This window comes from Nocardiopsis kunsanensis DSM 44524 (assembly GCF_000340965.1).
GTDB lineage: Bacteria > Actinomycetota > Actinomycetes > Streptosporangiales > Streptosporangiaceae > Nocardiopsis > Nocardiopsis kunsanensis.
This window is the reverse complement of the sequence record NZ_ANAY01000007.1, coordinates 243,913-268,277: the sequence shown is the minus strand read 5'-3', so window position 1 is coordinate 268,277 and position 24,365 is coordinate 243,913. Positions and strand designations below refer to the sequence as shown.

At 69.5% G+C, this 24,365-nt stretch carries 22 protein-coding genes and 1 pseudogene; 10 read left to right on the top strand and 13 right to left on the bottom strand.

The annotated features are described in order from the left end of the window. Positions 1–87 precede the first annotated feature (87 nt). Complete coding sequence (ybaK, locus tag D456_RS0107100; protein WP_193373811.1) at positions 88–570, top strand: Cys-tRNA(Pro) deacylase; 483 nt, start codon at positions 88–90, stop codon at positions 568–570. Positions 571–701: 131 nt separating this feature from the next. Then, complete coding sequence (locus tag D456_RS0107095) at positions 702–2,570, top strand: AMP-dependent synthetase/ligase (protein ID WP_017575474.1); 1,869 nt, start codon at positions 702–704, stop codon at positions 2,568–2,570. 17 nt (positions 2,571–2,587) lie between these two features. Here the strand turns inward: D456_RS0107095 and D456_RS0107090 are convergent, their stop codons facing one another. After that, entirely contained in the window at positions 2,588–3,208 is a 621-nt protein-coding gene (locus tag D456_RS0107090; protein WP_017575473.1) for a hypothetical protein, read from the bottom strand. A 77-nt stretch (positions 3,209–3,285) separates the two neighbouring features. On the opposite strand from D456_RS0107090, the gene D456_RS0107085 reads away from it, so the two are divergent. After that, the gene (locus D456_RS0107085; RefSeq protein ID WP_017575472.1) at positions 3,286–3,822 is read left to right on the top strand and encodes a DinB family protein; all 537 of its coding nucleotides are present in this window, start codon (positions 3,286–3,288) and stop codon (positions 3,820–3,822) included. Positions 3,823–3,863: 41 nt separating this feature from the next. Here the strand turns inward: D456_RS0107085 and dnaE are convergent, their stop codons facing one another. Further along, the gene (gene dnaE / locus D456_RS0107080; RefSeq protein WP_017575471.1) at positions 3,864–7,424 is read right to left on the bottom strand and encodes a DNA polymerase III subunit alpha; all 3,561 of its coding nucleotides are present in this window, start codon (positions 7,422–7,424) and stop codon (positions 3,864–3,866) included. 225 nt (positions 7,425–7,649) lie between these two features. Between dnaE and D456_RS0107075 the strand changes: the two genes are divergently transcribed. Beyond that, positions 7,650–8,852 carry an endonuclease/exonuclease/phosphatase family protein gene (locus D456_RS0107075; RefSeq protein WP_026115649.1) on the top strand — a complete coding sequence of 401 codons (1,203 nt, stop codon included), beginning with the start codon at positions 7,650–7,652 and terminating at the stop codon, positions 8,850–8,852. A gap of 161 nt (positions 8,853–9,013) precedes the next feature. On the opposite strand, the gene D456_RS0107070 is transcribed toward D456_RS0107075, so the two are convergent. Next, complete coding sequence (locus D456_RS0107070; RefSeq protein ID WP_017575469.1) at positions 9,014–9,676, bottom strand: PaaI family thioesterase; 663 nt, start codon at positions 9,674–9,676, stop codon at positions 9,014–9,016. 140 nt (positions 9,677–9,816) lie between these two features. Further along, complete coding sequence (locus tag D456_RS0107065) at positions 9,817–10,278, bottom strand: GNAT family N-acetyltransferase (RefSeq protein ID WP_017575468.1); 462 nt, start codon at positions 10,276–10,278, stop codon at positions 9,817–9,819. A 58-nt stretch (positions 10,279–10,336) separates the two neighbouring features. Here D456_RS0107065 and D456_RS25525 point away from each other — a divergent pair. The 5 genes and pseudogenes from D456_RS25525 to D456_RS0107050 all read left to right on the top strand — a co-directional run. Further along, a pseudogene (locus D456_RS25525) lies at positions 10,337–10,564 on the top strand (AraC family ligand binding domain-containing protein); the annotation flags it as partial. Continuing rightward, entirely contained in the window at positions 10,516–10,674 is a 159-nt protein-coding gene (locus D456_RS28015; protein WP_083904528.1) for a helix-turn-helix domain-containing protein, read from the top strand. The pseudogene D456_RS25525 and the gene D456_RS28015, both read left to right, overlap by 49 nt. 69 nt (positions 10,675–10,743) lie before the next feature. Further along, positions 10,744–11,487: an AzlC family ABC transporter permease gene (locus D456_RS0107060; RefSeq protein WP_017575466.1), complete on the top strand. Its 744-nt coding sequence runs from the start codon at positions 10,744–10,746 to the stop codon at positions 11,485–11,487. Next, on the top strand, positions 11,484–11,798 hold the full coding sequence (locus tag D456_RS0107055; protein WP_017575465.1) for an AzlD domain-containing protein: 315 nt from the start codon (positions 11,484–11,486) through the stop codon (positions 11,796–11,798). Before D456_RS0107060 ends, D456_RS0107055 begins: the two co-directional genes overlap by 4 nt. Before the next feature lie 158 nt (positions 11,799–11,956). Continuing rightward, the gene (locus tag D456_RS0107050) at positions 11,957–13,621 is read left to right on the top strand and encodes a thiamine pyrophosphate-dependent enzyme (RefSeq protein ID WP_017575464.1); all 1,665 of its coding nucleotides are present in this window, start codon (positions 11,957–11,959) and stop codon (positions 13,619–13,621) included. 81 nt (positions 13,622–13,702) lie between these two features. Here the strand turns inward: D456_RS0107050 and D456_RS0107045 are convergent, their stop codons facing one another. From D456_RS0107045 to D456_RS0107030, 4 genes are all read right to left on the bottom strand, one after another. Then, positions 13,703–14,629, bottom strand: coding sequence for an RluA family pseudouridine synthase (locus tag D456_RS0107045; protein WP_017575463.1), 927 nt, complete (start codon positions 14,627–14,629; stop codon positions 13,703–13,705). Further along, complete coding sequence (lspA, locus tag D456_RS23775) at positions 14,626–15,270, bottom strand: signal peptidase II (protein ID WP_017575462.1); 645 nt, start codon at positions 15,268–15,270, stop codon at positions 14,626–14,628. The genes D456_RS0107045 and lspA overlap by 4 nt, the downstream gene beginning before the upstream one ends. A gap of 29 nt (positions 15,271–15,299) precedes the next feature. Beyond that, a complete protein-coding gene (locus D456_RS0107035) occupies positions 15,300–15,710 on the bottom strand; it encodes a TraR/DksA family transcriptional regulator (RefSeq protein WP_017575461.1) in 411 nt (136 codons plus the stop codon). A gap of 244 nt (positions 15,711–15,954) precedes the next feature. Next, a complete protein-coding gene (locus D456_RS0107030; protein WP_017575460.1) occupies positions 15,955–16,212 on the bottom strand; it encodes a hypothetical protein in 258 nt (85 codons plus the stop codon). Positions 16,213–16,559: 347 nt separating this feature from the next. On the opposite strand from D456_RS0107030, the gene ileS reads away from it, so the two are divergent. After that, positions 16,560–19,763: an isoleucine--tRNA ligase gene (gene ileS / locus D456_RS0107025; RefSeq protein ID WP_017575459.1), complete on the top strand. Its 3,204-nt coding sequence runs from the start codon at positions 16,560–16,562 to the stop codon at positions 19,761–19,763. A 179-nt stretch (positions 19,764–19,942) separates the two neighbouring features. On the opposite strand, the gene D456_RS0107020 is transcribed toward ileS, so the two are convergent. The 5 genes from D456_RS0107020 to D456_RS0107000 form a co-directional block, all read right to left on the bottom strand. Further along, on the bottom strand, positions 19,943–21,421 hold the full coding sequence (locus D456_RS0107020; RefSeq protein ID WP_020480246.1) for a hypothetical protein: 1,479 nt from the start codon (positions 21,419–21,421) through the stop codon (positions 19,943–19,945). A gap of 87 nt (positions 21,422–21,508) precedes the next feature. Continuing rightward, positions 21,509–22,459: a DivIVA domain-containing protein gene (locus D456_RS0107015; RefSeq protein WP_017575458.1), complete on the bottom strand. Its 951-nt coding sequence runs from the start codon at positions 22,457–22,459 to the stop codon at positions 21,509–21,511. A gap of 132 nt (positions 22,460–22,591) precedes the next feature. Beyond that, positions 22,592–22,885, bottom strand: a complete 294-nt coding sequence (locus D456_RS0107010) for a YggT family protein (RefSeq protein ID WP_017575457.1) — start codon at positions 22,883–22,885, stop codon at positions 22,592–22,594. 39 nt (positions 22,886–22,924) lie between these two features. Next, entirely contained in the window at positions 22,925–23,452 is a 528-nt protein-coding gene (locus D456_RS0107005; RefSeq protein ID WP_017575456.1) for a cell division protein SepF, read from the bottom strand. A 135-nt stretch (positions 23,453–23,587) separates the two neighbouring features. After that, entirely contained in the window at positions 23,588–24,316 is a 729-nt protein-coding gene (locus tag D456_RS0107000) for a YggS family pyridoxal phosphate-dependent enzyme (RefSeq protein WP_017575455.1), read from the bottom strand. Positions 24,317–24,365 lie beyond the last annotated feature (49 nt).

Sequence of the window (24,365 nt, the reverse complement as noted above, 5' to 3'; positions counted from 1 at the left end):
CGCCTCGTGGTACCCGGGCCCGGAAGCCGGTCCCGGCGACGTGTGCGGCCCCGTCCCCGAAGGTCCAGACCAGAACCAGGACTTGCCATGAGTGCTCAAGCCACGCCCGCTACCGTGGCGGCCGGGCGGACGAAGACCACCTTCACCCTGCATCCCTACGAGCCGGGCCCGGTCGAAGGCGGTTCCTACGGCGCCGACGCGGCGGACGCGATCGGTGTGCCGCGGGCGCACGTGTTCAAGACACTGATCGTCGAGGTCGACGGCGTCTACACCGTCGGCGTGGTGCCGGTGAGTACGTCGCTGGACCTGAAGGCCCTGGCCGCGGCGGTGGGCGGCAAACGGGCGACGATGACCGAGCCGGTCCGGGCGGAGAGGATCACCGGGTACGTGCGCGGCGGTATCAGTCCGCTGGGGCAGCGGAAACGGTTGCGCACGGTCATCGACGTCTCGGTCACCACACTCTCGGCTGTCTACGTCTCCGCGGGCAGGAAGGGTCTCCAGATGGAATTGAGGCCGCGCGACCTCGTCCGGTTGACCGAGGCCATGACCGCACCCATCGCCGGGCCGTGACAGTGGGGTCTTCGGCCCCGGGCGGACGTGCGGGCAGGGGGCCGACCCTTGCACCTCAGGATGCCTTGTGCTTCCCGGAACCCCTGCTGTGCTCTGTTGCCCGGCCACTTACTTGAGGGTAGCTTCGTGACATGGGTAACAGCTCATCCCCCTATTCCTCCTTGCCCGACATGTTCCTCTCCCGCGTGTCCGAGTCAGGAGGACGGGAGGCTTACCGTTTCCCCGTACCCGACCCCTCCGGCGGACCCGAGATCTGGAAGAGCCTGACATGGTCGCAGACCCGGGACAGGGTCCGCGACATCGCTCTGGGTCTGCATTCGCTGGGACTGACCTCGCAGGCACGGTGCGCGATCCTCTCCGGCACCCGTGTGGAGTGGATCCTGGCCGACCTGGCCGTCCTGTGTGCCGGCGGGGCCTCCACGACCGTCTATCCGACCTCCCCCGCGCCCGACTGCGCCTACATCATCTCCGACTCCGGGAGCATGATCGCCTTCGCCGAGGACGACGAACAGGTCGCCAAGTTGCGCGAGCAGCGTTCCCAGATGCCCGGGCTCTCCAAGGTGGTGGCCTTCGAGGGCGAGTCCGGCGGGGACGACGAGTGGGTGATGAGCCTGGCCGAGTTGGAGGAGGCCGGCGCCCTGCTCTCCCGTGAGGAACCCGACCTGTTCGACACCCTGGTCTCCTCGGTACGGCCCGACCACCTGGCCACCCTCATCTACACCTCGGGAACCACCGGGCGGCCCAAGGGGGTGCGTCTGGACCACTCCAACTGGCTCTACGAGGCCCACGCCCTCAAGGACCTCAACGCGGAGCTGCGCGGACAGGGCTGGGACCTCATCGGTGAGAACGACCTGCAGTACCTGTGGCTGCCACTGGCGCACGCCTTCGGCAAGGTCATGGAGGTCTCCCAGCTATGCATCGGCTTCACCACCGCCGTGGACGGCCGTGTCGACAGGATCGTGGACAATCTGGCCGTGGTGCGGCCCACGTTCATGGCCGCCGCCCCGCGCATCTTCGAGAAGGTCTACAACCGTGTCGTGATGCAGGCCCGGGAGGGCGGGCCCGCCAAGTACCGCATCTTCCGTTGGGCCGCCGGGATCGCCGACAAGGTCGCCCGGGTCAAGGAGGAGGGGCGTGAGCCCACCGGGATGCTCGCCGCCCAGGAACGGCTCGCCCACAAGTTGGTCTTCGCCAAGCTCCAGGACCGTTTCGGTGAGCAGCTGCGTTTCTTCGTCTCCGGCAGCGCGCCGCTGGCGCCCGACATCGGCCGGTTCTTCTACGGCGCCGGCATCACGATCCTGGAGGGCTACGGGCTGACCGAGACCAGCGCCGGGGCGTTCCTGACCCGCCCGGGCGACGTACGGTTCGGCTATGTGGGTCTGCCCCTGCCCGGCACCGAGGTCCGCATCGCCGAGGACGGCGAGGTCATGCTGCGCGGGGCGGGCGTCATGCGCGGTTATCACAACCTCTCCGGGGCGACCGAGGCGGTACTGACCGAGGAGGGTTGGTTCGCCACCGGTGACATCGGCGTGCTGGAGAACGGACGCCTGCGTATCACCGACCGCAAGAAGGAACTCATCAAGACCTCCGGCGGAAAGTACGTGGCGCCCCAGGCGCTGGAGATCCGGTTCAAGGCCCTCTGCCCCTACGTCAGCAACATGATCGTGCACGGGGACAGCCGTCCCTACTGCGTGGCACTGATCGCCCTGGACCAGGAGGCGATCACGTCCTGGGCCGCGGAGAAGGGACTCGCGGACCTGGACTACCCGGCCCTGACCAAGGACCCGCGGGTGCGCACGCTGGTGCAGGAGGCCGTCGACGCGCTCAACCGGGATCTGCCGCGGCACGAGACGATCAAGAGGTTCGAGGTCCTACCCAACGAGCTGTCGGTGGAGGAAGGTGAGATCACCCCGAGCCTGAAGATGCGGCGGCGGGCGATCGAGTCCAAGTACCGGCAGAAGCTGGACGGCATGTACGGCGACAGCGTCCACCGGCCCTGAACACGCGCGTGTCCGGTTCAGGGGGTGGGGCCGCCCTCGGGAGAGGCGTCCCCGGCCGGGAGCGGCGATACCCCCTCCATGGGCGGTGCCTCGGGGCGGCCGGGCAGGTCGCGGCGCACCATGCTGATCGCGTCCAGCAGTCCGTACTGCAGCACGTAGACGAAGGGCCAGGCCACCAGGAACGCGGTCGCGTCCAGCTGCAGGCCCGCCGTCACGGCCTCCCCCTGCGAAGCCTCGGCCACCGCCCGGTGCAGGGGGGCGTCCAGACCCGTGCCCACCCAGAAGGTCAGCAGCGTCCCGGCGGCCGCACCGAGCACACCGCTCAGCAGACCGGTCAGGCGCAGGTCCTGCTGTCGGCGGCGGGCGAGCGGGAACTGAACCATGTACGCCACGTATCCGGTGACCAGGCCCGCGATCGCGGTCATGATCAAGAAGTAGCCCTCACCGGCGAAGACGTCCTCGGTAGCGCCGGTGAAGACCTCTCCGCCGCCCAGGGAGGTGCCCTCGGGCCTGGGCGCCAGGACCCACCACAACAGCCCGAGCAGGGCTCCCGCGGCGGCGATCGAGGCGAAGGTCACGAGAGCGATCACCAGGGTGCGCCGCACCGGTGCTCTGCCGTCCTGGCTCTGGTCCGTCATCTCCGCAGGTGCTCCTCACCCCGTCGTCGCCCCGAAAACCGGTGGATACCGGGCATGACCGGAAGGAGAATACCCGTATGGACGACCACCGCATGCCCCTGGCCGTGTCCCCGGCCCCGCGTGCCGATCCTCCCACTGCCGCGGACGAGCGGACGATGCTGACCTCGTGGTTGGACTGGCACCGTGCCACTGTACGCACCAAGTGCGCGGGGCTGGATCCCCGTCAGGCCACCGCGGCTCCTCTGGCGACCTCCCCACTGATGACCGTGGCGGGGGTCGTCTCGCATCTGAGCTGGGTGGAGCACTTCTGGTTCGAGGTGGTCATGCTCGGCAGACCCGATCAGCTGCCTTCCTCCTCCGAGAACCCCGACCGCGAGTGGCGGCCGGGGGACGTCCCGCTCGCCGAACTGCTCCAGGCCTACGAGCGCCGGACGGACCGCTCGCGAGCGGTCACCGCACGGCTGGAACTGGACAGTGCGGCCCGTGTGGAACTGCCCGACCAGGGACGCGTGAGCCTGCGCTGGGTGCTGGTACACATGCTCGAGGAGACCGCCCGGCACAACGGCCACCTGGATCTGCTGCGCGAGAGCGCTGACGGCGCCACCGGCGAGTGACCGGTCCCGGCGCCGGGGCAGGCGCCGGGACCGGGCCGCGGTCAGTATTCGACCGCGTAGGCGCCCAGCAGGCTCTTCACCTCACCGTTGAACTCCGGCGAGATGTTGACCGAGTAGCGGTCCAGGGCGTAGATGCGCGACCTGCGCGGATTGTCGACCCGGATCCGTACCGGGGTCTCCCCCTTGTGAGTGCTCAGCACCTGCTCCAGGTCACCGACCATCTTCGGGGTGATGCGTTCCTCGGCGATGGTGAGCAGCACGGGCGGCTCACCGTCGGAGACGTGGGAGATGTCCAGGATCGACATCTCCGAGGCGAACATCGACCAGGTGCCGTCGCGCTCGTTGAGCCTGCCCTTGACGGTGATCGCGGTGTCCTCGACCAGCGCCTCGGAGTAGAGCGGGAAGGTCTTGGGGAAGAAGAGCACCTCCATGGAGCTGTCCAGGTCCTCCACGGTGCAGATCGCCCACTGGTTACCTGCCTTGTTGACACGCTTGTCCACGCCCGAGATGAGCCCGGCGATGCGGACCTCGCCGCGCTCGCGCGCCAGGTCACCGCCCACGATCCGGGAGACCGAGGTGTCACGTGAACGTGCCAGGATGCGTTCGGCCCCGGCCAAGGGGTGGCTGGACACGTACAGGCCCAGCATCTCGCGTTCGAAGCCGAGCTTGGTCTTGCGGTCCCATTCCTCGTCGCCCCACTCGATGTTGAGGCCGATGGGGGTGGAGCCACCGCCGTCACCGCCGCCGAAGAGGTCGAACTGGCCGTGGGCCTCCTGCTTCTTGGAGCTGATCATCCCGTCCACGGCCGTCTCGTGGTGGCGGTAGAGCTCACGCCGGGGCTGGCCGAGCGAGTCGAAGGCACCGGCCTTGACCAGGGACTCGATGACTCGCTTGTTGCAGGCGGCCAGTTCGATCTTGGACAGGAAATCGGTGAAGGAGGAGTACTTGCCCTTCTCCTCGCGGGTCTTGATCAGCGAGTTGACGACGTTGGTGCCGACGTTGCGGACCGCGCCCATCCCGAAGCGGATGTCGGACCCCACGGGGGTGAAACGCAGACCGGAGTCGTTGACGTCGGGCGGGAGGACCTTGATCCCCTGGGAGCGGCACTCGGAGAGGTAGACCGCCATCTTGTCCTTGTCACCGGAGACCGAGGTGAGCAGCGCCGACATGTAGGCGGCCGGGTAGTTGGCCTTCAGGTAGGCGGTCCAGTACGCGACGAGGGCGTAGCCGGCGGCGTGCGACTTGTTGAAGGCGTATCCGGCGAAGGGGAGCATGACGTCCCACAGGGCCTGGACCGATTCACGGGAGAAACCCTTCTCCATCATGCCGGGGAAGAACTTGGCCTCTTCCTTCTCCAGGGCCTCGATCTTCTTCTTGCCCATCGCCCGGCGCATGAGGTCGGCCCCGCCCAGGGTGTAGCCGGCCAGCTGCTGGGCGATGGCCATGATCTGCTCCTGGTACACGATCAGGTGGAAGGTCTCCCCCAGGATCGGCTCCAGTGCGTCGTACAGCTCGGGGTGGATCGCGGTGACGTCCTGGCGCCCGTTGGAGCGGTCGGCGTAGTCGTTGTGGGCGTTGGCCGCCATCGGTCCGGGACGGTACAGCGAGATGACGGCTGTGATGTCGCCGAAGTTCTTCGGTTCCATACGGCGCAGCAGGTTGCGCATCGCACCGCCGTCGAGCTGGAACACACCGAGGGTGTCACCGCGCGCCAGGAGCCGGTAGGCCGCGGGCTCGTCGAGGGGGACCTTGGACAGGTCCAGCTCCACACCCTCGGCCTCACGGATGCTGTTGAGCGCGTCGTCGATGATGGTCAGGTTGCGCAGACCCAGGAAGTCCATCTTGAGCAAGCCCATGTCCTCGCACTGGGGATAGGGGAAGCCCGTGATGATGGCCCCGTCGGTGTCGCGCTTGTGCAGCGGGATCACGTCCAGCAGCGGGTCGCGCGAGAGAATGACCCCGGCCGCGTGCACACCCGTGCCGCGTGTCAGGCCCTCGATACCGCGGGCGGTCTCCATGACCTTGGACACCTGCTGGTCGTTGTCGATCAGGTTGCGCAGCTCGGCAGCCTCGCTGTAGCGCTCGTGCTCCTCGCTGAAGACCGCGTCCAGGGGGATCTCGTTACCGCCCACGGGCGCGGGGAAGGCCTTGGTGATGGTGTCGCCCGTGGAGTAGGGCATGCCGAGGATCCGGGTGGCGTCCTTGACCGCGGCCTTGGCCTTGATCGTGCCGAAGGTCAGGATCTGGGCGACCCGCTCCTCGCCGTAGAGCCGGGTGACGTACTCGATCATCTCCCCGCGCCGACGCTCGTCGAAGTCCAGGTCGATGTCGGGCATGGACACGCGCTCGGGGTTGAGGAACCGTTCGAACAGCAGTCCGTGTTCGAGCGGGTCCAGGTCGGTGATGCCCAGCACGTAGGCGATCATCGACCCGGCCGCCGAACCGCGTCCCGGGCCCAGGGCGATGCCGTTCCTGCGCGCGTACTGGCAGATGTCGGCCACGACCAGGAAGTAGGCCGGGAACCCCATCTCGTTGATGATGTTGAGCTCGTGCTCGACGCGGTGCCGGGCGTCCTCGGAGGGGCCGTCGGGGTAACGCGTGTGCAGGTTGCGCTCGACCTCCTTGGCCAGCCAGGAGGACTCGGTCTCCCCCTCGGGGATGGGGAAGGCCGGCATGAGGTCGCGGTGGGCGAAGACGTTGTCGTAGGCGTCGGGCGCGATGCGCTCGGCCACCTCCAAGGTGTTGCGGCACCCTTGCGCCCACTCCTCGAAGTTCAGGAGCGCACGCATCTCGTCGGCGGTCTTGAGGTAATAACCCGAACCGTTGAACCGGAACCGGGCCGGGTCGTCCAGGTTCTTGCCCACACCCACGGCCAACAGGGCGTCGTGGGCCGAGGCCTGCGACTCGTACACGTAGTGGGAGTCGTTGGTCACCAGCGGCGGGATGCCCAGTTTCTTGCCCACCCGCAGCAGACCGTCGCGCACCTGCTTCTCGATGGGGACCCCGTGGTCCATCAGTTCCAGGTACACGTTCTGCTTGCCGAAGATCTCCTGCAGCGTGCCCGCGTAGGCGACCGCCTCGTCCTCCTGGCCCAGCCGCAGCCGGGTCTGCACACCGCCCGACGGGCAGCCGGTGGAGACGATGACCCCTTCGCTGTACTCCTGCATCAGGTCCAGGTCCATGCGGGGCTTCATGTAGTAGCCCTCCATGGACGCCAGCGAACTCATCCTGAACAGGTTGCGCAGGCCCTTCTCGTTCTCGGCCAGCATCGTCATGTGCAAGTAGCGGCCGCCGCCGGAGATGTCCTTGCCGCCCTCGGCCGCGGCGTCGTCGCCTCCGCTGGCCCGGCCCCAGAAGACCCGCTTCTTGTGGAAACGCGACTCGGGTGCCACGTAGGCCTCGATACCGATGATGGGCTTGACACCGGTCCCCTTGGACTGCTCGAAGAACTCGTAGGCGCCGAACATGTTTCCGTGGTCGGTCATCGCCACCGCGGGCATGCCCAGCCGGGCCGCTTCCTGGTAGAGCGGTTTGAGCTTGGCCGCCCCGTCGAGCATCGAGTACTCGGTGTGGACGTGCAGGTGAGCGAAGGAATCGGCCATGGCGCGGCTGCCCCCGGAAGGAGTCGTTGACGGGATCGTGCGTAGGCCTCCGAGCCTAGCCCCCACGCGGGCCCGCCGTGAGACGACGCCCGAACCTGTGGACGGGAGGGCACGGCCCCGGGGCGTCCCGGGAGTGTCCCGGCGAAAACGGCACCGGCGGCCCGGTGGTTCCCTAGGCTGGCAGTCGAGTACAGGCACACGAGAACCGTGGGAGGCCCCCGGACCATGCACCCATGCACAGACGGTTCTTCTGCGACGCTGGTCCTGGCGTCCTCGGGTGTACGGGCAGCCCCCACCCGCCGGGCGCCGTCCTCGGTCCCGCCTCCCCCGTCCGAGGGGGCGATACGGTTCGCGACCTTCAACGCCGCGTTGAGCAGAACGGAGCCCGGCGAGCTGCTGGCGGACCTGGCCTCGCCCGGACACCACCAGATCCGCAACGTCGCGGAGATCGTGCAGCGGGTGCGCCCGGACGTACTGCTGGTCAACGAGTTCGACCACGATCCGCACCGCCTGGGGCCGCGCCTGTTCCAGGACAACTACCTGGCGCGGGGCACCCGCGGGGCGCAGGGCATCGACTACCCCTACGTGTACACGGGGCCGGTCAACACCGGTGTGGCCTCCGGGGCCGACCTGGACGGGAACGGGCGTGTGGCCACTCGGCCCGGGGACCCCGGCTACGCGGCCGACGCCTTCGGTTTCGGTCTCTTTCCCGGGCAGTACGGGATGGTGGTGTTCTCGCGGCTGCCTCTGCTGACCGACCGGGTGCGCACCTTCCGCCGGTTCCGGTGGGTGGACCTGCCCGGTGCGATGCTGCCCACCGACCCGGGGACGGGACGTCCGTTCCACGACGCGACGGCGCGCGAGGTGATGCGCCTGTCCTCCAAGGCCCATTGGGACGTACCGGTGGAGGCCGGGGTCCGGCGCCCGGTGCACCTCTTGGCCTCGCACCCGACCCCTCCGACGTTCGACGGCCCGGAGCAGCGCAACGTACTGCGCAACCACGACGAGATCCGGTTCTGGGTGGACTACCTCTCGGGTACGGCCGGATACCTCTACGACGACGCGGGGCACCGGGGCGGGTTGTCGCCGCTGGCCCCGTTCGTGGTCGCCGGCGACCTGAACGCGGACCCGCACGCGGGTTCGGGCCACCCCAAGGCGGTCCGGCAGTTGCTGGAGCCCCCGGCGGTCCAGGCCCCCGTGCCGACGAGCCGGGGCGGGCTCGGGGCGGCGGCCCTCGACCCGGCGGCCCCGAGGGCCGAGGGCCATCTCCGTGCCGACTACGTTCTACCCGCCCGTGACCTGGGGCTGCGGGGTTCGGGGGTGTTCTGGCCGGCCGCCGACGACCCGTTGTTCCGGCTGACGGGCGACCGGACCTTCCCCAGTTCGGACCACCGTCTGGTGTGGGCGGACGTGGACGTAGGGGGCTGAGCCGCCCGGGGAACGAGAAGAGCACCGGGCGGTGCCCGATGCTCCGGTGCCGGCGTTCCCCCGGCCACGCTCACACGGGGGCGGCCGAGGGGGCGTCGGCCGCACGAACACGCATGCGCGGTCGTGGTCCACGGGAGGTGGCCCGTCAGGGGGCGGGAGGCTCAGCCCTCCTCCATGGGGACACGGATCATGAGGGCCTCGGCCTCAGCGGTGACCTGGCCGTTGGCGCGGATCCAGCCGCTGACGTAGACCTTGCGGCGTTCGGTGCGCACGACCTTGCCGGTGACCTCGAGCGGGGTGAAGAGCGGGGTGGGGTTGCGGTAGTTCACCTCGAGCTTGGCGGTCAGGCCGGGGCTGGTCTCGACCCCGGATGCGCTGCCGACGGCCTGGTCCAGGAGGGCGGCGATCCAGCCGCCGTGCACGAGTCCGGGGGGTCCCTGATAGGTGGTGGAGAGGGTGACCGTGCCCTGCACCCCGCCCTCGACGCGCTCCAGCTCCAGGGGCGGGGCGGCAGGGTTGGTGGGCCCGGCGACGATGTTGGTGATGGTGCCGAGCTCGTCGGTGCCGTCGGCCATGGTGCGGCGGACCATGGTACCGACCTGGCGGGGGCCGGTGGCGATCCTGTCGGTGAGGGCCCGGACCGTCTCGTCGACCTCGGCGAGGGTGGCGGGGTCGGCCACGGTGTCGGCCACGGCTTCCACGAGGCTGCGGACGCCGGCGACGAGGGAGCGCAGCTCGTCGGGGATCTGGTCCTGCTCGACCACGGGCAGACCGAAGGCGCGGGGGTCAGGGCGATCGGCGACCGGCTGCGTGTTGACCGTCATGTGTTCCTCGTAGGGGTCGGTGGTTGTTGGTCCGTGCAAGGCACGCACCAACGTCGAACCGAATTCGACTCGGTGGTATTTCGGCGAAACCATGCGCGCCTTCTCACAGCAAGCGGAGAGCCACACCACCGGTGACCGCGTCAGCTCACGTCACGCTCCATGTGCAGGTGCGGGATCCCGGCGTCGAGGAATTCCTCCCCGTGCGCGACGTAACCGAGGCTCTCGTAGAAACCGAGCGCGTGGGTCTGGGCGTGCAGCTGCACCGAACGCAGGCCGCGCTCGCGGGCCCGCTCCTCCACGGCCCGCACCAGGGACTTGCCGAGCCCGGTCCCGCGCGCCCGAGGAAGGACGGCCAGGCGCCCCAGCAGGCCCACGCCCTGTTGTTCGACGACCATCCGCACGGTGCCGACGGGAACACCGCCGTGCAGGGCCAGCAGATGGTCGGCACCGGTGTCGCGGCTGTCCCACTCCTCCTCGACGGGGACGTTCTGTTCGGCGACGAACACCGCACCGCGGATGACGAAAACGGCGGCGCGGTCGCGCTCGCCCTCGGCCGGGCGGATCTGCTGGGACGTGGCCGCCCCGGGTTCGGAAAGGTTCATGCACGCAGACTAGAAGGTGTGCGGGGCGACTCCGACCCGGCGGTCGGCCTCCTGACCTGTGGGCAGGGAACAGCACCGTGACACATACCCCGGGCCCGGGCGCGAGCGTGCGCGCTACCGGCGTTCTCACGGTCTTCCCGGAACCGGGTTGCTGACAGCAGGTTTTGTCACGACCGCGTTCACACGGCACAGCCACGAGACCTACACCATAGGGGTGATCACCGAGGGTGTGGAGGAGTGGACCCACGCGCGCGGGCGCTCGCGTGCGGGTCCCGGCGGGCTGGCGAGGTGGCCGCCAAGGTGGGTTTCGCCGACCGGGCTCACCTGACACGGCACTTCCGGCGCCACCTGGGAGTGCCGCCGGCCGCCTACCGCCGCGACGTCGCTGCCCACTGACCCGGGACCTACCGCGGGCGCAAGAACGTTCAAGACCGGGCGCGGAAGAATGTCCTAACCTCGGATCTCATGACAGTCTTCTCCGTGCTGAGGACACCGGCCGTGCGCGACAGCGTCGGTATCGGTGTGGCGGTGGGGGCCGCCGGGCTCGCGTTCGGCACCACTGCCGTGACGGCGGGCCTGTCCCCCGCGCAGGCCGTGTTCACGAGCCTGTTCGCCTTCACCGGGGCTTCCCAGTTCGCCCTGGTCGGTGTGGTCGCCGGGGGCGGCAGCCTCGTGGCCGGGGTGCTGGGCGCCTTGATGCTCGGGGCACGCAACACCTTGTACGGATTGCGCCTGGCCGACCTGCTCGGGTGGCGAGGGCCGCGCCGGGTGGTGGCCGCGCACGGGGTCATCGACGAGACCACGGCGGTGACACTCGCCCAGCCGGACCGGGCCACAGCGCGTCTCGCCTTCATCACCAGCTACTCGGTGCTGGGCACGTTCTGGGTGCTGACCACGCTGGTGGGGGCCTCGGCCACCGACCAGGTGCACGACATCGACGCCCTGGGTCTGGACGCGGTCGGCCCCGCGGTCTTCCTGGGGCTGTTGTGGCCACGGCTGCGTGAAGGTGGGCCCCGGGCCTGGCTGGTCTCGGGACTGGGCGCAGGCCTCGCGCTGGCCACGACACCGTTCCTTCCGCCAGGGGTTCCGGTGCTTCTGTCGGCGTGCGCGGCTTGTGTGGCGCTGCTCCGGCCCGCGCCTTCTTCCTCGGCCGTTGTGGCCGACATGGACGCCGAAGGCGCAGACGACAGCGAGGGGGCGGGCAGATGACCCTGTGGATCGCCCTGATCGCCACGGCGGTCGGCTGTTACCTGCTCAAGTACGCGGGGTTGGCGGCACCCAGGTCGGTGCTGGACAACCCGTGGGTGCAGCGCTTCGCCGTGGCCGTCCCGCTGGCGCTGCTGGCCGCACTCATCGCCGTCGAAGCGCTCGGGGACGGACAGTCGCTGGCCTGGGACGGGGCCCGGATGGCGGGCCTGGGTGCGGCCGTGTGTGCCCTGGTTCTGCGGGCCCCGTTCCTGGTGGTGATCGTGGTCGCGGCGGTGACCACCGCGGGGATGCGTGCGCTGGGCTGGGGTTGAACCGCGCCCGTGCACAGGGGGCCGGGTGTGTTCTTGACCACCCCCGGCGGGGGTGCCAGAGTCGGCCGCACGAGCCCGGTGACCCACCGGGGCGCGCCCGTGCCCTCCACAAGAGGGCCCGGGCCTCGAGTGGACCTTGCGACGATGGAAGGACCCCCATGGCCACCACCCCCTCCCCCGCCTGCACGGCCGCGCACGCGGTCGTGCAGGTCCTGGCCGGCGCCGGGATCCGGCGCTGTTACAGCGTGCCCGGCGAAAGTTTCCTGGAGCTGGCCGACGAGATCGATCAGCACGGGAGCATGGAGCTGGTCTCGACCCGGCACGAGAACGGTGCCGGTTTCATGGCCGAGGCCGAGGGCAAGCTCACCGGGGTCCCGGCGGTGGCCGCGGCCACGCGCGGCCCGGGCGCCTCGAACCTGGCGGTGGGGGTGCACACCGCCCACCAGGACTCCACACCGATGATCGTGTTCCTGGGTCAGGCCGAGACCGACCGGCTGGGGCGGGAGGCTTTCCAGGAGGTCGATCTGACCGCGTTCTACGCGCCCATCACCAAGTGGTCGACGACCGTGCACCGTGCCGACCGGCTGGCCGAGGTGACGGCGGAGGCGATCCGGGTGGCCACGAGCGGCCGTCCGGGGCCGGTGGCGATTGCGGTCCCGGGTGACCTGTTCGGGGAGCAGGTCCCGGCCCCGCCCGAGCGGTCCGCCCACGGGCCGGTGCGCCCGTCGCTGTCGGAGCAGGAGCGCGACCGGTTGGCGACCTGGCTGACGCGGGCGGTGCGTCCGGTGATCGTGGCCGGCGGGGGCGCCCGGTGGGCGCGCGAGGAACTGGTACGGGTCGCCGAGCGCTTCAGTGCAGGGGTCTACTCCTCGTGGCGGCGCCAGGACGTCTTCCCCAACGACCATCCGCTCTACCTCGGCCATCTGGGGCTGGGCAGTGCGGCCTCGACCCTGGAGGCGCTGCGTGAGGCCGACGCGGTGCTGGTGGTGGGTTCGCGGTTGAGCGAGACGACGACGCAGGGCTACCGGTTGCCCGCCCCGGAGGCCCGGGTCGCCCAGATCGACGCCGATCCGCGGCAGGTGGGGGCCGGCACGGACCTGTGGTTCGGCGCGGTCGCCGACGCCCGTGCGGCCCTGTCCTCCCTGACGGGGTCGAACCTGCCCTCCTCCTACCGGGACTGGAGCGCGGCCCGCAGGACCTGGGTGGACAGTACGCGGCCCCCGCGGGCGGTCGAACAGCACACGGGGCCGGGCCTGCACCCCTGGAGTGTGGTGGAGGGGATGCGGCGGGCGCTGCCGGAGGAGACCCTGCTGACCAACGACGCGGGCAATTTCGCGGCGTTCCTGCACCGGGGCTGGTGGTACCGGCATCCCGGGACGCAGCTGGCGCCGACGAGCGGGGCCATGGGCTATGCGGTGCCCGCGGCGGTGGCGGCGAAACTGGCCCGGCCCGAGCGCACAGTGGTGGCGGTGGCCGGGGACGGCGGCACGACGATGACGGGTCAGGAGTTGGAGACCGCGGTGCGGGTGGGCGCACCGATCACGGTGGTGGTGTTCCAGAACGGCCTGTACGGCACCATCGCCATGCACCAGGCGCGTGAGCTCGGGCGCATCTCCGGAACACGCATCAGCGGCCCGTTGGACCTGGCCGGCTTCGCGCGCTCGTTGGGTGCGCGCGGTGCCACGGTGGACAGCAGTGAGGGTCTGGACAAGGCTCTGGCCGAGGCGGTTGCCGCAGAGCTCCCGACGTTGGTGGACGTGCGCACCGACCCCGATGTCATCAGCCCCTCGGCCACCCTGTCCGAGCTCCTCCCGGGTGACTGACCGCGCCGCGGGCACCGAAGAACGGCGGGGCCCCGGCATGCCGGGGCCCCGCCGGTGTGGAGGCGGCACTCTCCGGAGGGGTCAGTCCTCGCGGAGCTGTTCGACGGCCTGGGCGAGGTCGTCGGGGTAGGGGCTGGAGAACTCCACCGGGCGGCCCTCGGTCGGGTGGTCGAAGCCCAGCCGCACGGCGTGCAGCCACTGGCGGCGCACCCCGAGACGCTCGGCGAGCGTGGGGTCGGCGCCGTAGAGCATGTCACCCACACACGGGTGGCGCAGCGCGGCCATGTGCACCCGGATCTGGTGGGTGCGCCCGGTCTCGAGCTTGATCTCCAGCAGGCTGGCGGCCCGGAAGGCCTCCTCGGTGTCGTAGTGCGTGACCGAGGAGCGGCCGTCACCGACCACGGCCCAACGCCCGTCTCCGGCGGGGTGGCGCCCGATGGGGGCGTCGACGGTGCCGCGCAGCGGGTCGGGGTGGCCCTGGACGAGCGTGTGGTAGCGCTTGTCGACCGTGCGTTCCTTGAAGGCCCGCTTGAGGACGCTGTAGGCGATCTCGCTCTTGGCAACGACCATCAGGCCGGTCGTGTTGGCGTCGAGCCGGTGCACGATGCCCTGGCGTTCGGCGGCGCCGCTGGTGGCCAGCTGCACTCCCGAGGCCAGCAGGCCCTCCAGGACGCTGGGGCCGGTCCAGCCGACCGTGGGGTGGGCGACCACGCCGATGGGCTTGTCGACCACGATGATGTCGGCGTCCTCGTGCACGATCCTCATGCCCGGGACCGCCTCGGCCCGCGGGACCGGAGCGCTGGGGGGCGGCGGGAGCGTGACCTGGAGCCAGGCGCCTGCTTGGACGCGGTCGGACTTGCCGGCCTCCGTACCGTCGAGAAGGACGTCACCGGCGGTGATGATCTCGGCGGCCCTGGTGCGTGAGAGACCGAACATGCGGGCGATGGCCGCGTCGAGTCGGTCGCCCTCCAGCCCGTCGGGCACGGGCAGGCTTCGGGTGTCGCTCACTGGCCCCTCCCCTCGCCGGGTTCGTTGCCGCTCTCGCCGCGTTCGGCGTCGGTCCCGGCCTGTTCCCCGGTGTCGTCGTTGCGGTCATCGGCCTGCTCGGGTCGGGCGGTCGCGGTGGTGTCCCGGCTCTCGTCCGAGGCCAGGGTGCCGTCCAGGTTGATGCCCTTGAAGGTCAGTACCACGACCAGGACCGCGCCGACCACCACACACGAGTCCGCGATGTTGAACACGGGCCAGTTCGGGACACTGAGGAAATCGACGACCGCGCCCTCGAAGGGGCCGGGCGGACGGAAGAAGCGGTCGACCAGATTACCCGCGGCGCCGCCCATCATCAGTCCCAGGGTCACACCCCACCAGGGGTTGCGCACCCGCCGTCCCATGTAGCCGATGGCCAGGACCACGATGGTGGAGATGACGGTGAACACCCACGTGTACCCGGTGCCCAGTGAGAAGGCCGCCCCGGTGTTGAACACCAGGGTGAACTGGAGGAACTCACCGATCACGTCGACGAACTCGCCGTGGGTGAGGGCGGCCAGCGCCCATTCCTTGGTGAGGAAGTCGACGACGATCGCGCCGAGGGCGACCCCCATGAGCAGGAGGTATCTGCGGGGCCGTCCGGCGGCCTCTTCGGTCGTGGTCATGTTGTGGTCCCCGGGGGGCTCTACCTCAGTCAGCGACGCTCCTCGCGCTGTTTGCAGGGGACGCACAGGGTGGCGCGCGGAAAAGCCTGAAGGCGGGCCTTCCCGATCGCCTGGCCACACGACTCACAGACCCCGTAGGTTCCCGCGTCCATCCGTTCGATCGCCTTCTCGCTCTGTGCGAGCAGGTCACGAGTATTGTAGGTCAACGCCAGATCGTGCTCGCGTTGGAAGGCCTTGGCCCCGGTGTCCGCGGTGTCGTCACCGGCGCCCTCGACCGGGTCGATGAGGCGTTCGGTGAGTTCGCTCTCGTTCTGGGCCAGCTCTTCGCGCTGGGAGGTGATCTCTTCCTCCAGCCGGCGGCGCACCTGGCCGAGCTCCTCTGCGGTCCAGGGGTCCTCACCTGCGCGGACCGGAAGGTCGGCGGCTTCGGTGGCCTTCATGGGTTTGTGTTCCTTCCCCGTCGGTTCGCGGGCCCTCCCTTCCCCTGCCCGACGGTGGGTCCCCCGGGGAAGTGGGCCCGACTGGTGCGGCGAAGCCTAAGCAAAGAACGGACACGAGGCAACGATCCAGGCAGGTGGGTGCGGTGTTCTCCACGTCCGGGAAGGCCGGGCCGGCGGGTCCCGCGCACGGGTCGCGGTCGCGACCGTACACGGGCCCGCCCCCGGCACCTCCGCTGGGGCCCGGTCATGTCACCGTGGCGAAACCTCCGTAGTCCTCGGCGAGCAGGCCCAGATGGGTCTCGTCGAAGACCGCCGGTCCCCCGTGCGGGCCGATCTGCACCTCGATGACCCAGTCGACGTCCTCGGCGTCGTCCTCCCCGGCGAGCATGTCCCGATTCACCGAACAGGGTTCGTATCCCTGCTCATGGAGCTGTTCGGCCAGCTCCTCGGCGTCCTCACGCTGCGGCAGCGTGACCATGACGGAACCCGTGCCCTTGGCCATCGACCTCTTCCTCTCCGGAAACAGCGGAACTCGCGTTGCTCCGCTGCGATATCCTGACGTGCGAATGGTGTCGATGGGGAGAGTAACGCTGACACCGACCGGTTGGAGCACGGCCCCCGCGGCCGGCCCGCCCAGCGACCCGGGGACGGTGGGAGCCCGGGGGTACGGCCAGCGCGAAGATCACCCCGGAGCCGCCGGAGGAACAGGGCGTTCAGCGCCCCCAGTAGAACCGGCACCGGCGTAACGAAGTGGGTACCGTGGTCCCGCCGCGGTTCCAAGGAGGGTGGTACCGCGGGGTCCGCCTCGTCCCTCCGTCAGGCCCTTCCTGATGGAGAGAGGTTACGACGGTGACCGACCACCCCCGGCCCGGCGATCCCCGCGCGCTCCCGCAGTTGCCCGCGCAGATCGACCTTCCTGCGACCGAGCGCGAGATCCTCGACCGGTGGTCGAAGGAGAACGTCTTCGAGCGCTCGCTCGAACAGACCCGCGGCAAGCCTTCCTGGGTCTTCTACGAGGGTCCGCCCACCGCGAACGGTGTGCCCGGTGTGCACCACGTCGAGGCCCGTGCGTTCAAGGACGTCTTCCCCCGGTTCCGCACGATGCGCGGCTACCATGTCGAGCGCAAGGCCGGCTGGGACTGCCACGGCCTGCCGGTCGAGGTCGCCGTGGAGAAGGAACTCGGCCTGAGCGGCAAGAAGGACATCGAGGAATTCGGCATCGCCGAGTTCAACGCCCGCTGCCGCGAATCGGTCATGCGCAACGTGGACGCGTTCACCGCCATGACCGAGCGCATGGGGTACTGGGTCAACACCGACACCGCCTACCGCACCATGGACGCCCGGTACGTGGAGTCGGTGTGGTGGGCCCTCCAGCAGATCTGGGAGAAGGACCTGCTGGTGCGCGACTACCGCATCAGCCCCTACTGCCCGCGTTGCGGCACCACCCTGTCCGACCACGAGCTGGCCCAGGGCTACGAGACGGTCACCGACCCGTCGGTGTACGTGCGCCTGCCCGTCACCTCCGGCCCGCTCGCCTCGCCCGAGCACCCGACCTCGCTGCTGGTGTGGACCACCACCCCGTGGACGCTGGTGTCCAACACCGCCGTGGCGGTCCACCCGGACGTGGAGTACGTGGTCGCCACCGACGGCGAGGAGCGCCTGGTCCTGGCCCGCCCGTTGTTCGAGAAGGTCCTCGGCGAGGGCTGGGAGCTGACCGGGGAGCACTTCGAGGGCAACGAGATGGAACGCTGGTCCTACCAGCGCCCGTTCGAGCTGGTGGAGTTCGACGAGACGGCGCACTTCATCGTGCTCGCCGACTACGTCACCGTCGAGGACGGTACCGGTCTGGTGCACCAGTCCCCCGCCTTCGGTGGCGACGACATGGTCGTGTGCCGCGCCTACGGTCTGCCCGTGGTCAACCCGGTGCGCCCCGACGGCACGTTCGAGGCCGACCTGGACCTGGTCGGGGGCGAGTTCTTCAAGACCGCCGAGAAGACGTTGGTGCGTGACCTCGACGAGCGCGGCCTGCTCTTCCGGCACCAGAAGTACGAGCACTCCTACCCGCACTGCTGGCGCTGCCACACGCCGCTGCTGTACTACGCGGTGCCGTCCTGGTACATCCGGACCACGGCCGTCAAGGATCAGCTCCTCGAGCAGAACCAGGCCACGAACTGGGTTCCGGAGAACGTCAAGGAGGGCCGCTTCGGCGAATGGCTGCGCGGCAACGTCGACTGGGCGCTCTCACGCAACCGCTACTGGGGTACCCCCCTGCCGATCTGGGAGTTCCCCGACGGACGCCAGATCTGCGTGGGGTCGCTGGCCGAGCTGAGCGAGCTCAGCGGACAGGACCTGTCCAATCTCGATCCGCACCGCCCCTATGTCGACGACGTCGTCATCCCCGACCCCGACGCCGACCCCTCACTGCCCGAGGAGGAGCGGGTGGCCCGGCGGGTCCCGGAGGTCATCGACGCCTGGTTCGACTCCGGTTCCATGCCGTTCGCGCAGTGGGGCGCCCCGCACCGTGAGAAGGAGACCTTCGAGGCCAACTTCCCGGCCCAGTACATCTCGGAGGCCATCGACCAGACTCGCGGGTGGTTCTACTCACTGCTGGCCGTGAGCACCCTCGTGTTCGGCCGCAACTCGTTCGAGAACGTGGTCGTGCTCGGCCACATCCTCGCCGAGGACGGCCGCAAGATGAGCAAGCACCTGGGCAACGTCCTGGAGCCGATCCCGGTCATGGACCAGCACGGCGCCGACGCTCTGCGCTGGTTCATGCTGGCCAGCGGCTCCCCGTGGACGGCCCGCCGGGTGGGCCACACGGTCCTGGAGGAGATCGTCCGCAAGGTCCTGCTGACCTACTACAACACGGTCTCCTTCTTCACCCTCTACGCGAACGCCGGTGAGGGGTGGGACCACACGAAGCTGGCCGAGGCACCGGCCCCGCAGGAGCGCCCGCTGCTGGACCGGTGGCTGCTCTCGGAGCTCAACGAGGTCGTCCGCGACGTCACCCGGGCGATGGACGACTTCGACACCGCAGGCGCGGGCCGGCGGCTGACCGCGTTCGTGGACGACGTCTCCAACTGGTACGTGCGCCGTTCCCGGCGCCGTTTCTGGGGCGGGCCCTCCACCCCAGAGGGGGCCTCGGCCTTCGCCACGCTCTTCGAGGCGATGGAGACCGTCACCCTGCTGATGGCCCCGATCGTGCCGTTCCTGACCGAGCACGTGTGGTCGGCCCTGCGGCGTCCGGGGGCGGCCGACTCGGTGCACCTGGCGTCGTGGCCGGAGTACCGTGAGGACCTGATCGACCCGGACCTGTCCCGGAACATGGCTCTGACGCGCCGTCTGGTGGAGCTGGGCCGCTCCGCGCGGGTGGACTCGGCGGTGCGGACCCGTCAGCCGCTGGGGCGTGCGCTGGTGGGCGCCGAAGGTTTCGCGGACCTGCCGGAGCAGCTGCGCACGCAGGTGGCCGAAGAGCTGAACGTGCAGTCCCTGGAGTCGCTGTCCACGGTCGGCGGTGACCTGGTCGACTACACGGTCAAGCCGAACTTCCGTGCCCTGGGCAAGCGCTTCGCGAAGCGCACACCGCTGGTGGCCGAGGGCATCAAGGCCGCTGACCCGGCCACCCTGGTCGAGCAGGTTCGCGGCACCGGCTGGGGCCAGGTGGAGGTCGAGGGCGAGCACGTGGAGGTCAGCGCCGACGAGGTCCTGGTGACCGAGCAGCCCCGCGAGGGCTGGGCGGTGGCCTCGGAGTCGGGTGCGACGGTCGCCCTGGACCTGGAGCTGACCCCGGAGCTGCGGCGTTCCGGGCTGGCCCGGGAGATGGTGCGGATGCTCCAGGAGGCACGCAAGCGCAGCGGCCTGAAGGTCTCCGACCGGATCCACGTGCGCTGGTCCGCTTCCGAGGAGACCGCGTCGTCGACCCTGGAGGAGTACGGCGAGACCATCGCCGGCGAGGTGCTCGCGGACGCGTTCGCCGCCGGTGAGATCGACGGAGACCTGTTCACCACCAGCTCGGAGGAGTTCGGCGTGACCTTCGGGTTCCGTAAGGCCTGACCGGCCACACGCACGGAAAGGGGGTGGGAGCCCGCGGGTTCCCACCCCCTTTCCGTGCGTACGGGGTCGTCCACGGCGTTCAGGCGCTGCCCCGGCCCCTCGGTCCCCGACGGCGTGGGTGCCGCAGCGGGGGCGGTGAGCGCAGCACGCGCTCACGTGCAGCCGGTGGCACGGCGGCGTCAGCGGGAGGAGCCGGGCTCCTCGGCACCCACGGTGTCGGTCTCCCGGTCGGCGGCGTCGCTGTCGACAACGACCGTGTAGGCGACGGCGTGGTCCTCCGTGTCGTCGTCGGGGGCCTTGCCGTCGGAGGCCTTGCCGTCGGTGCCGTCGGAGAGCCGCTCGTCGGCATCGTCGGCGTCCTCGTCCTCTTCGGCGGCAGGTTCCTCCACCCCGGCCTCCGGGACAGGCGCACTGTCCTCGGTGCCGTCCACGGGTCCGGGACCCTCGGCGGTGTCCGTGTCAGCGGGGTCGGCCGGGTCCCCGGGAAGGTTCTCCGTGCCGGTCTCCTCGTCCGTTTCCGGGCCCGGCTCTTTCTCGGAGGAACTCATGCTCTCAGCGTGGTCCTCGTACACGGGAAGGACGCTCTGGTCCTCGGAGTCCTCGTCCCCTGTGTCGGAAGTGGGCTCGGAGTCCTCGCTACCGGGATCCGTTGCGGGATCCGGGGCCCGCGCCGGTTCTTCCTCCGGCTCCTCGTCCTCAGGGGCCTGGGCACCGGGCTCGTTCGCGACATCGGGCTCGACCGTGCCCTCCTCCTGGACAGACCCACCCTCGTCACTGTCAGAGGCGCGTGCTGCCACGGGAGCCTCTTCGGGCTCGACCGTGTCCTCCTCCTGGACAGACCTACCCTCATCACTCTCAGAGGCGCGTGCTGCCACGGGAGCCTCTTCGGGCTCGACCGTGTCCCCCTCCTGGACAGACCCACCCTCATCACTCTCAGAGGCGCGTGCTGCCACGGGAGCCTCTTCGGGCTCGACCTGCTCGGGCGCGGAAGACTGTTCGTCGTCCGGTTCGGGGGCGGGGACGGGGTCCGCGGGAGCGTGGCTCCAGGAAAGGTGGCCGCTCTCCTCGCTCTCGGCCTCCGCCGTGCGGACACTGCTCGAGAAAGGGATCTCCTCGTCGAAGACCGAGGCACCCGCCGATGTGGCAGGAGCGGGGGGTGTCTCCTCCTCGGGGGAGGTCTCACGGGTGGGGGTGTGAGCCCTCTCGGGGTCGGGCCGGTCGCCCTGGGTGGGCGTCTGCCAGCGAGGGACCTCGTACTCCGGTTCACCGTATTCGGGCTCCTCCACCGCCTCCACGGTGCCAGGCCCCGGGACAGAGGCATCCCGCACCGGCTCGTCGGCCGGTGCGGGCACGCGCCTGCTGTTCTCCGGATCGGCCGTTTCGGGTACGGAACCCACGGCCGTGGCCCCCGTGGCGAGGGCCCCTGCCTGTGTCACGGGGACGGACGACTTCCCCAAACCGTCCGTCCCGGAGAGCTCGGGTTCCGGTCCGGTCATGCCGCTCCTCTGCTGCACGAGAGCGCCGATCAGGAGGAGGACGCTCGTAGTGCCGAGGCCCAGTGCGATGTACACCAGAACGGTCTCGGCGAGAACCAGGGCGGAGAGCATGACGACGATCGCCGCCAGGACTGCCACGGTCGCGAGAATGCTGAGGATCACGGGTCGACCAAGACCTTTACACGTGTCGTACCGGAGTCTTCACTTTTTCGGAGCCGAACAGGCCGCTGTCGTCGCGGCCCTTCGGTGTCAGCGCCGCTCGTGCGGGGCTTCACCGGGGTGGTAGCCGCCGCCGTGCTGGGCAGGCTCGGGCTGACCGAAGGGGTTGGCTCCGGGGTTGGGCTGCTGCTGCATGCCCTGATTGCCGCCGGATTGCGGCCCCATGGTCTGGAAGCCACCCGTGGTGTTCGGGTTGATGTCGGCCGACTTGGCCTTCTCCTCCTCGTTCTTGAGCTCGTTGAGCTGCCGCTCGAAGTAGTCCTTGAGACGGCTGCGGTATTCGCGCTCGAAGTCCTTGAGGACGTTGACCTTGTGCTCCAGTTCCTCGCGCTGCTGCACGAGGCTGCCCATGACCTGGCGGTGGCGCTCCTGGGCGTCGCGGTCCAGGTTCTCGGAACGGGCGCGGGCCTCACCGATGATCTGGTCGGCCTGGCGGCGAGCCTTACCGAGGATGTCCTCGGACTCGTTGCGGGCACGGCCGAGCGTCTCGTCGGCCTCGCGGCGCGCGTCGGAGATCGCCTGGTCCGCGGTCTGCTGAGCCAGGGCGAGGATGCGGGAGGCGGTGTCCATGTTCTCCTCGCCACCCATGGCGAGGTTGGCACCGGTCATTCCTGCGGGCATCTGGGGAACGGGGGCAACGGGGGCCTGGGAAGCCTGCTGCTGGGGCTGCTCGGGGGCCTGTGCCTGGGGCTGGGGCTGGGGCTGGGTCTGGGGCTGCGCCGGCTCGGACTGCTGCTGGGGCTGTTCAGGGGCCTGCTGCTGTTCCTGGGGCTGCTGGAAGTCCTGCATGCCGGCGTTGGGCACCTTGCCCCGCAGGCACTCGGCCAGCTTGCCGCGCAGTTCCTCGTTCTCCTGGATGAGGCGGTCGAGCTCGGACTCGACCTCGTCGAGGAAGGCGTCGACCTCCTCCTCGTCGTACCCCGGTCGAAGCCGGGTCGTGCTGAACTGCTTGTTCCGCACATCGGCGGGTGTCAGCGACATGTTCGTCTCCTTGGCGCGCTTGGAGTCTGTCCGTAGGGACGCTACCTGATCGTGACCTCACGGCAATCCAGATCATGACCAAGACCACATAACGGAACCCGAGGTTGCTTTTTCCGCCCCGGGTGCAGGTCCCTAAGCGACTTGCAGTGCCCCGATGAAGCTCATGAGAATCCACACGATGAGGAAGAGGACCAGGACACTCAGGTCGAGTGCGATGCTCCCCAAACGCACCGGTTTGATGAACTTCCGCAGGAACTTCAGGGGCGGGTCGGTGATCGTGTACACGATCTCGGCGAGCACGAGCACGAACCCGCTGGGGCGCCATGTACTGGAGAAGGACTGCACCATCTCCAGGACCACCCTCGCGATCAGCACGAACACGAACAGCTGGAGCGCGACGAGCAGCACGGACAGGACGATACTCACGGTCGTTCCCCGACCCAATCTCTGGACAAATGTGATGGTCTAGCTCTGATTGAAGAACCCTCGCTCAGCGATCCGCGCCTTGTCTTCCGCGGTCACTTCGACGTTGGCCGGGGACAGCAGGAACACCTTGTTGGTCACGCGCTCGATACTGCCATGCAGACCGAAGATCAGACCAGCCGCGAAGTCGACGAGGCGCTTGGCGTCGCTGTCGACCATCTCGGTGAGGTTCATGATCACCGGAGTGCCTTCCCGGAAGTGTTCTCCGATCGTACGCGCCTCGTTGTAGGTGCGCGGATGGAGCGTGGTGATTCGAGCGAGGTCGGCCATCGAAGCGGTTGCGGTCGTTCCAGCCCGTCGGTCACCCGTCCCCGGGTAGTCGCCGGTGTCGGTCACGTCCTCGCCTCGTGTTCCCTCTTCTCGCGGAGCGACTGCGTCACGGTCACGCTGCTCGTCCACGACCTCGTCGAAATCGTCGAACTCATCATATTCGTCCGCATAGCGGTGATCGTAACGGTCGTCCTCCACGAGGCCGAGGTAGACCGCCATCTTGCGCATCGCGCCGGCCATCTCATGTCCTCCGTCGTCCCCGCGGTCTTCACCGCAGCCGACTTCCTCTGTATTCACCCGCCAACCCCTGGTGGGTGGGTCATTCGCTCATCCGGGCGAACTCCACAGACGGGCCCCAAGGTCCATGTGGGGACATTACCCCACGATGGGTTCCCGTTCTCCGAGCAACGCCGTGCCGATCCGCAGGTGTGTTGCGCCCCGCTCGATCGCGGCCTCGAGGTCACCACTCATGCCCGCGGAGATCACCGTGGCCCGAGGGTAACGATCACGCAACCGGCAAGCCACCTCGTATAGACGTGCGAAGGCCTGCGAAGGGTCCCCTCCGATGGGCGCGACCGCCATGACACCGCCGATCGAGAGCCGTTCCTGTTCCTCGACACGGTCGGCGAGCTCGAGCGTGTCGGAGGGGTCCACGCCTCCTCTGCTGCCGATCACACCGGCACGGGAGTCCTCGTCGAGGTTGACCTGGACCAGGCATGTGATGTCGCGTTCGGCCGCCGCAGCGCGCTCTCCCAGCGTGCGGGCGATCTTGGCACGGTCCACCGAGTGCACGTAATCGGCGTAACGGGCCACCGAACGGGCCTTGTTGCTCTGGAGCTGCCCCACGAAGTGCCAGTTCAGATCGAGGTCGGCGGTCTGCTCGGCCTTGGGTGCGGCCTCCTGGTCGCGGTTCTCCCCCACGTCGGTCACACCCAACGAGGCGAGAATACGCACATCGTCGGCGGGACAGGTCTTGGTCACCGCGATCAGGGAGACCTCCTCCGGGTCGCGCCCGGAGTCGGTGCAGGCGGCCTCGATCCTGGACCGGGCGGCCCGCAGGTTGGCGCGGACCTGCTCGACGCGCTCGGGGTCGGTGTGTGACACGGTGGCGATTCCTCTTCTCGGGTCGGGGCGGGACACTGTGTGGCCCGAC

Coding starts and splice junctions, on each gene's coding strand:
- ybaK (WP_193373811.1), top strand. CDS start 88: ATGAGTGCTCAAGCCACGCCCGCTACCGTGGCGGCCGGGCGGACGAAG.
- D456_RS0107065 (WP_017575468.1), bottom strand. CDS start 10,278: ATGAACCTTTCCGAACCCGGGGCGGCCACGTCCCAGCAGATCCGCCCG.
- D456_RS0107085 (WP_017575472.1), top strand. CDS start 3,286: ATGGACGACCACCGCATGCCCCTGGCCGTGTCCCCGGCCCCGCGTGCC.
- D456_RS0107075 (WP_026115649.1), top strand. CDS start 7,650: ATGCACCCATGCACAGACGGTTCTTCTGCGACGCTGGTCCTGGCGTCC.
- D456_RS0107015 (WP_017575458.1), bottom strand. CDS start 22,459: ATGTCGCTGACACCCGCCGATGTGCGGAACAAGCAGTTCAGCACGACC.
- D456_RS0107035 (WP_017575461.1), bottom strand. CDS start 15,710: ATGAAGGCCACCGAAGCCGCCGACCTTCCGGTCCGCGCAGGTGAGGAC.
- D456_RS0107050 (WP_017575464.1), top strand. CDS start 11,957: ATGGCCACCACCCCCTCCCCCGCCTGCACGGCCGCGCACGCGGTCGTG.
- D456_RS0107005 (WP_017575456.1), bottom strand. CDS start 23,452: ATGGCCGGCGCGATGCGCAAGATGGCGGTCTACCTCGGCCTCGTGGAG.
- D456_RS0107030 (WP_017575460.1), bottom strand. CDS start 16,212: ATGGCCAAGGGCACGGGTTCCGTCATGGTCACGCTGCCGCAGCGTGAG.
- lspA (WP_017575462.1), bottom strand. CDS start 15,270: ATGACCACGACCGAAGAGGCCGCCGGACGGCCCCGCAGATACCTCCTG.
- D456_RS0107070 (WP_017575469.1), bottom strand. CDS start 9,676: ATGACGGTCAACACGCAGCCGGTCGCCGATCGCCCTGACCCCCGCGCC.
- D456_RS0107090 (WP_017575473.1), bottom strand. CDS start 3,208: ATGACGGACCAGAGCCAGGACGGCAGAGCACCGGTGCGGCGCACCCTG.
- D456_RS0107055 (WP_017575465.1), top strand. CDS start 11,484: ATGACCCTGTGGATCGCCCTGATCGCCACGGCGGTCGGCTGTTACCTG.
- D456_RS0107060 (WP_017575466.1), top strand. CDS start 10,744: ATGACAGTCTTCTCCGTGCTGAGGACACCGGCCGTGCGCGACAGCGTC.
- D456_RS0107095 (WP_017575474.1), top strand. CDS start 702: ATGGGTAACAGCTCATCCCCCTATTCCTCCTTGCCCGACATGTTCCTC.
- dnaE (WP_017575471.1), bottom strand. CDS start 7,424: ATGGCCGATTCCTTCGCTCACCTGCACGTCCACACCGAGTACTCGATG.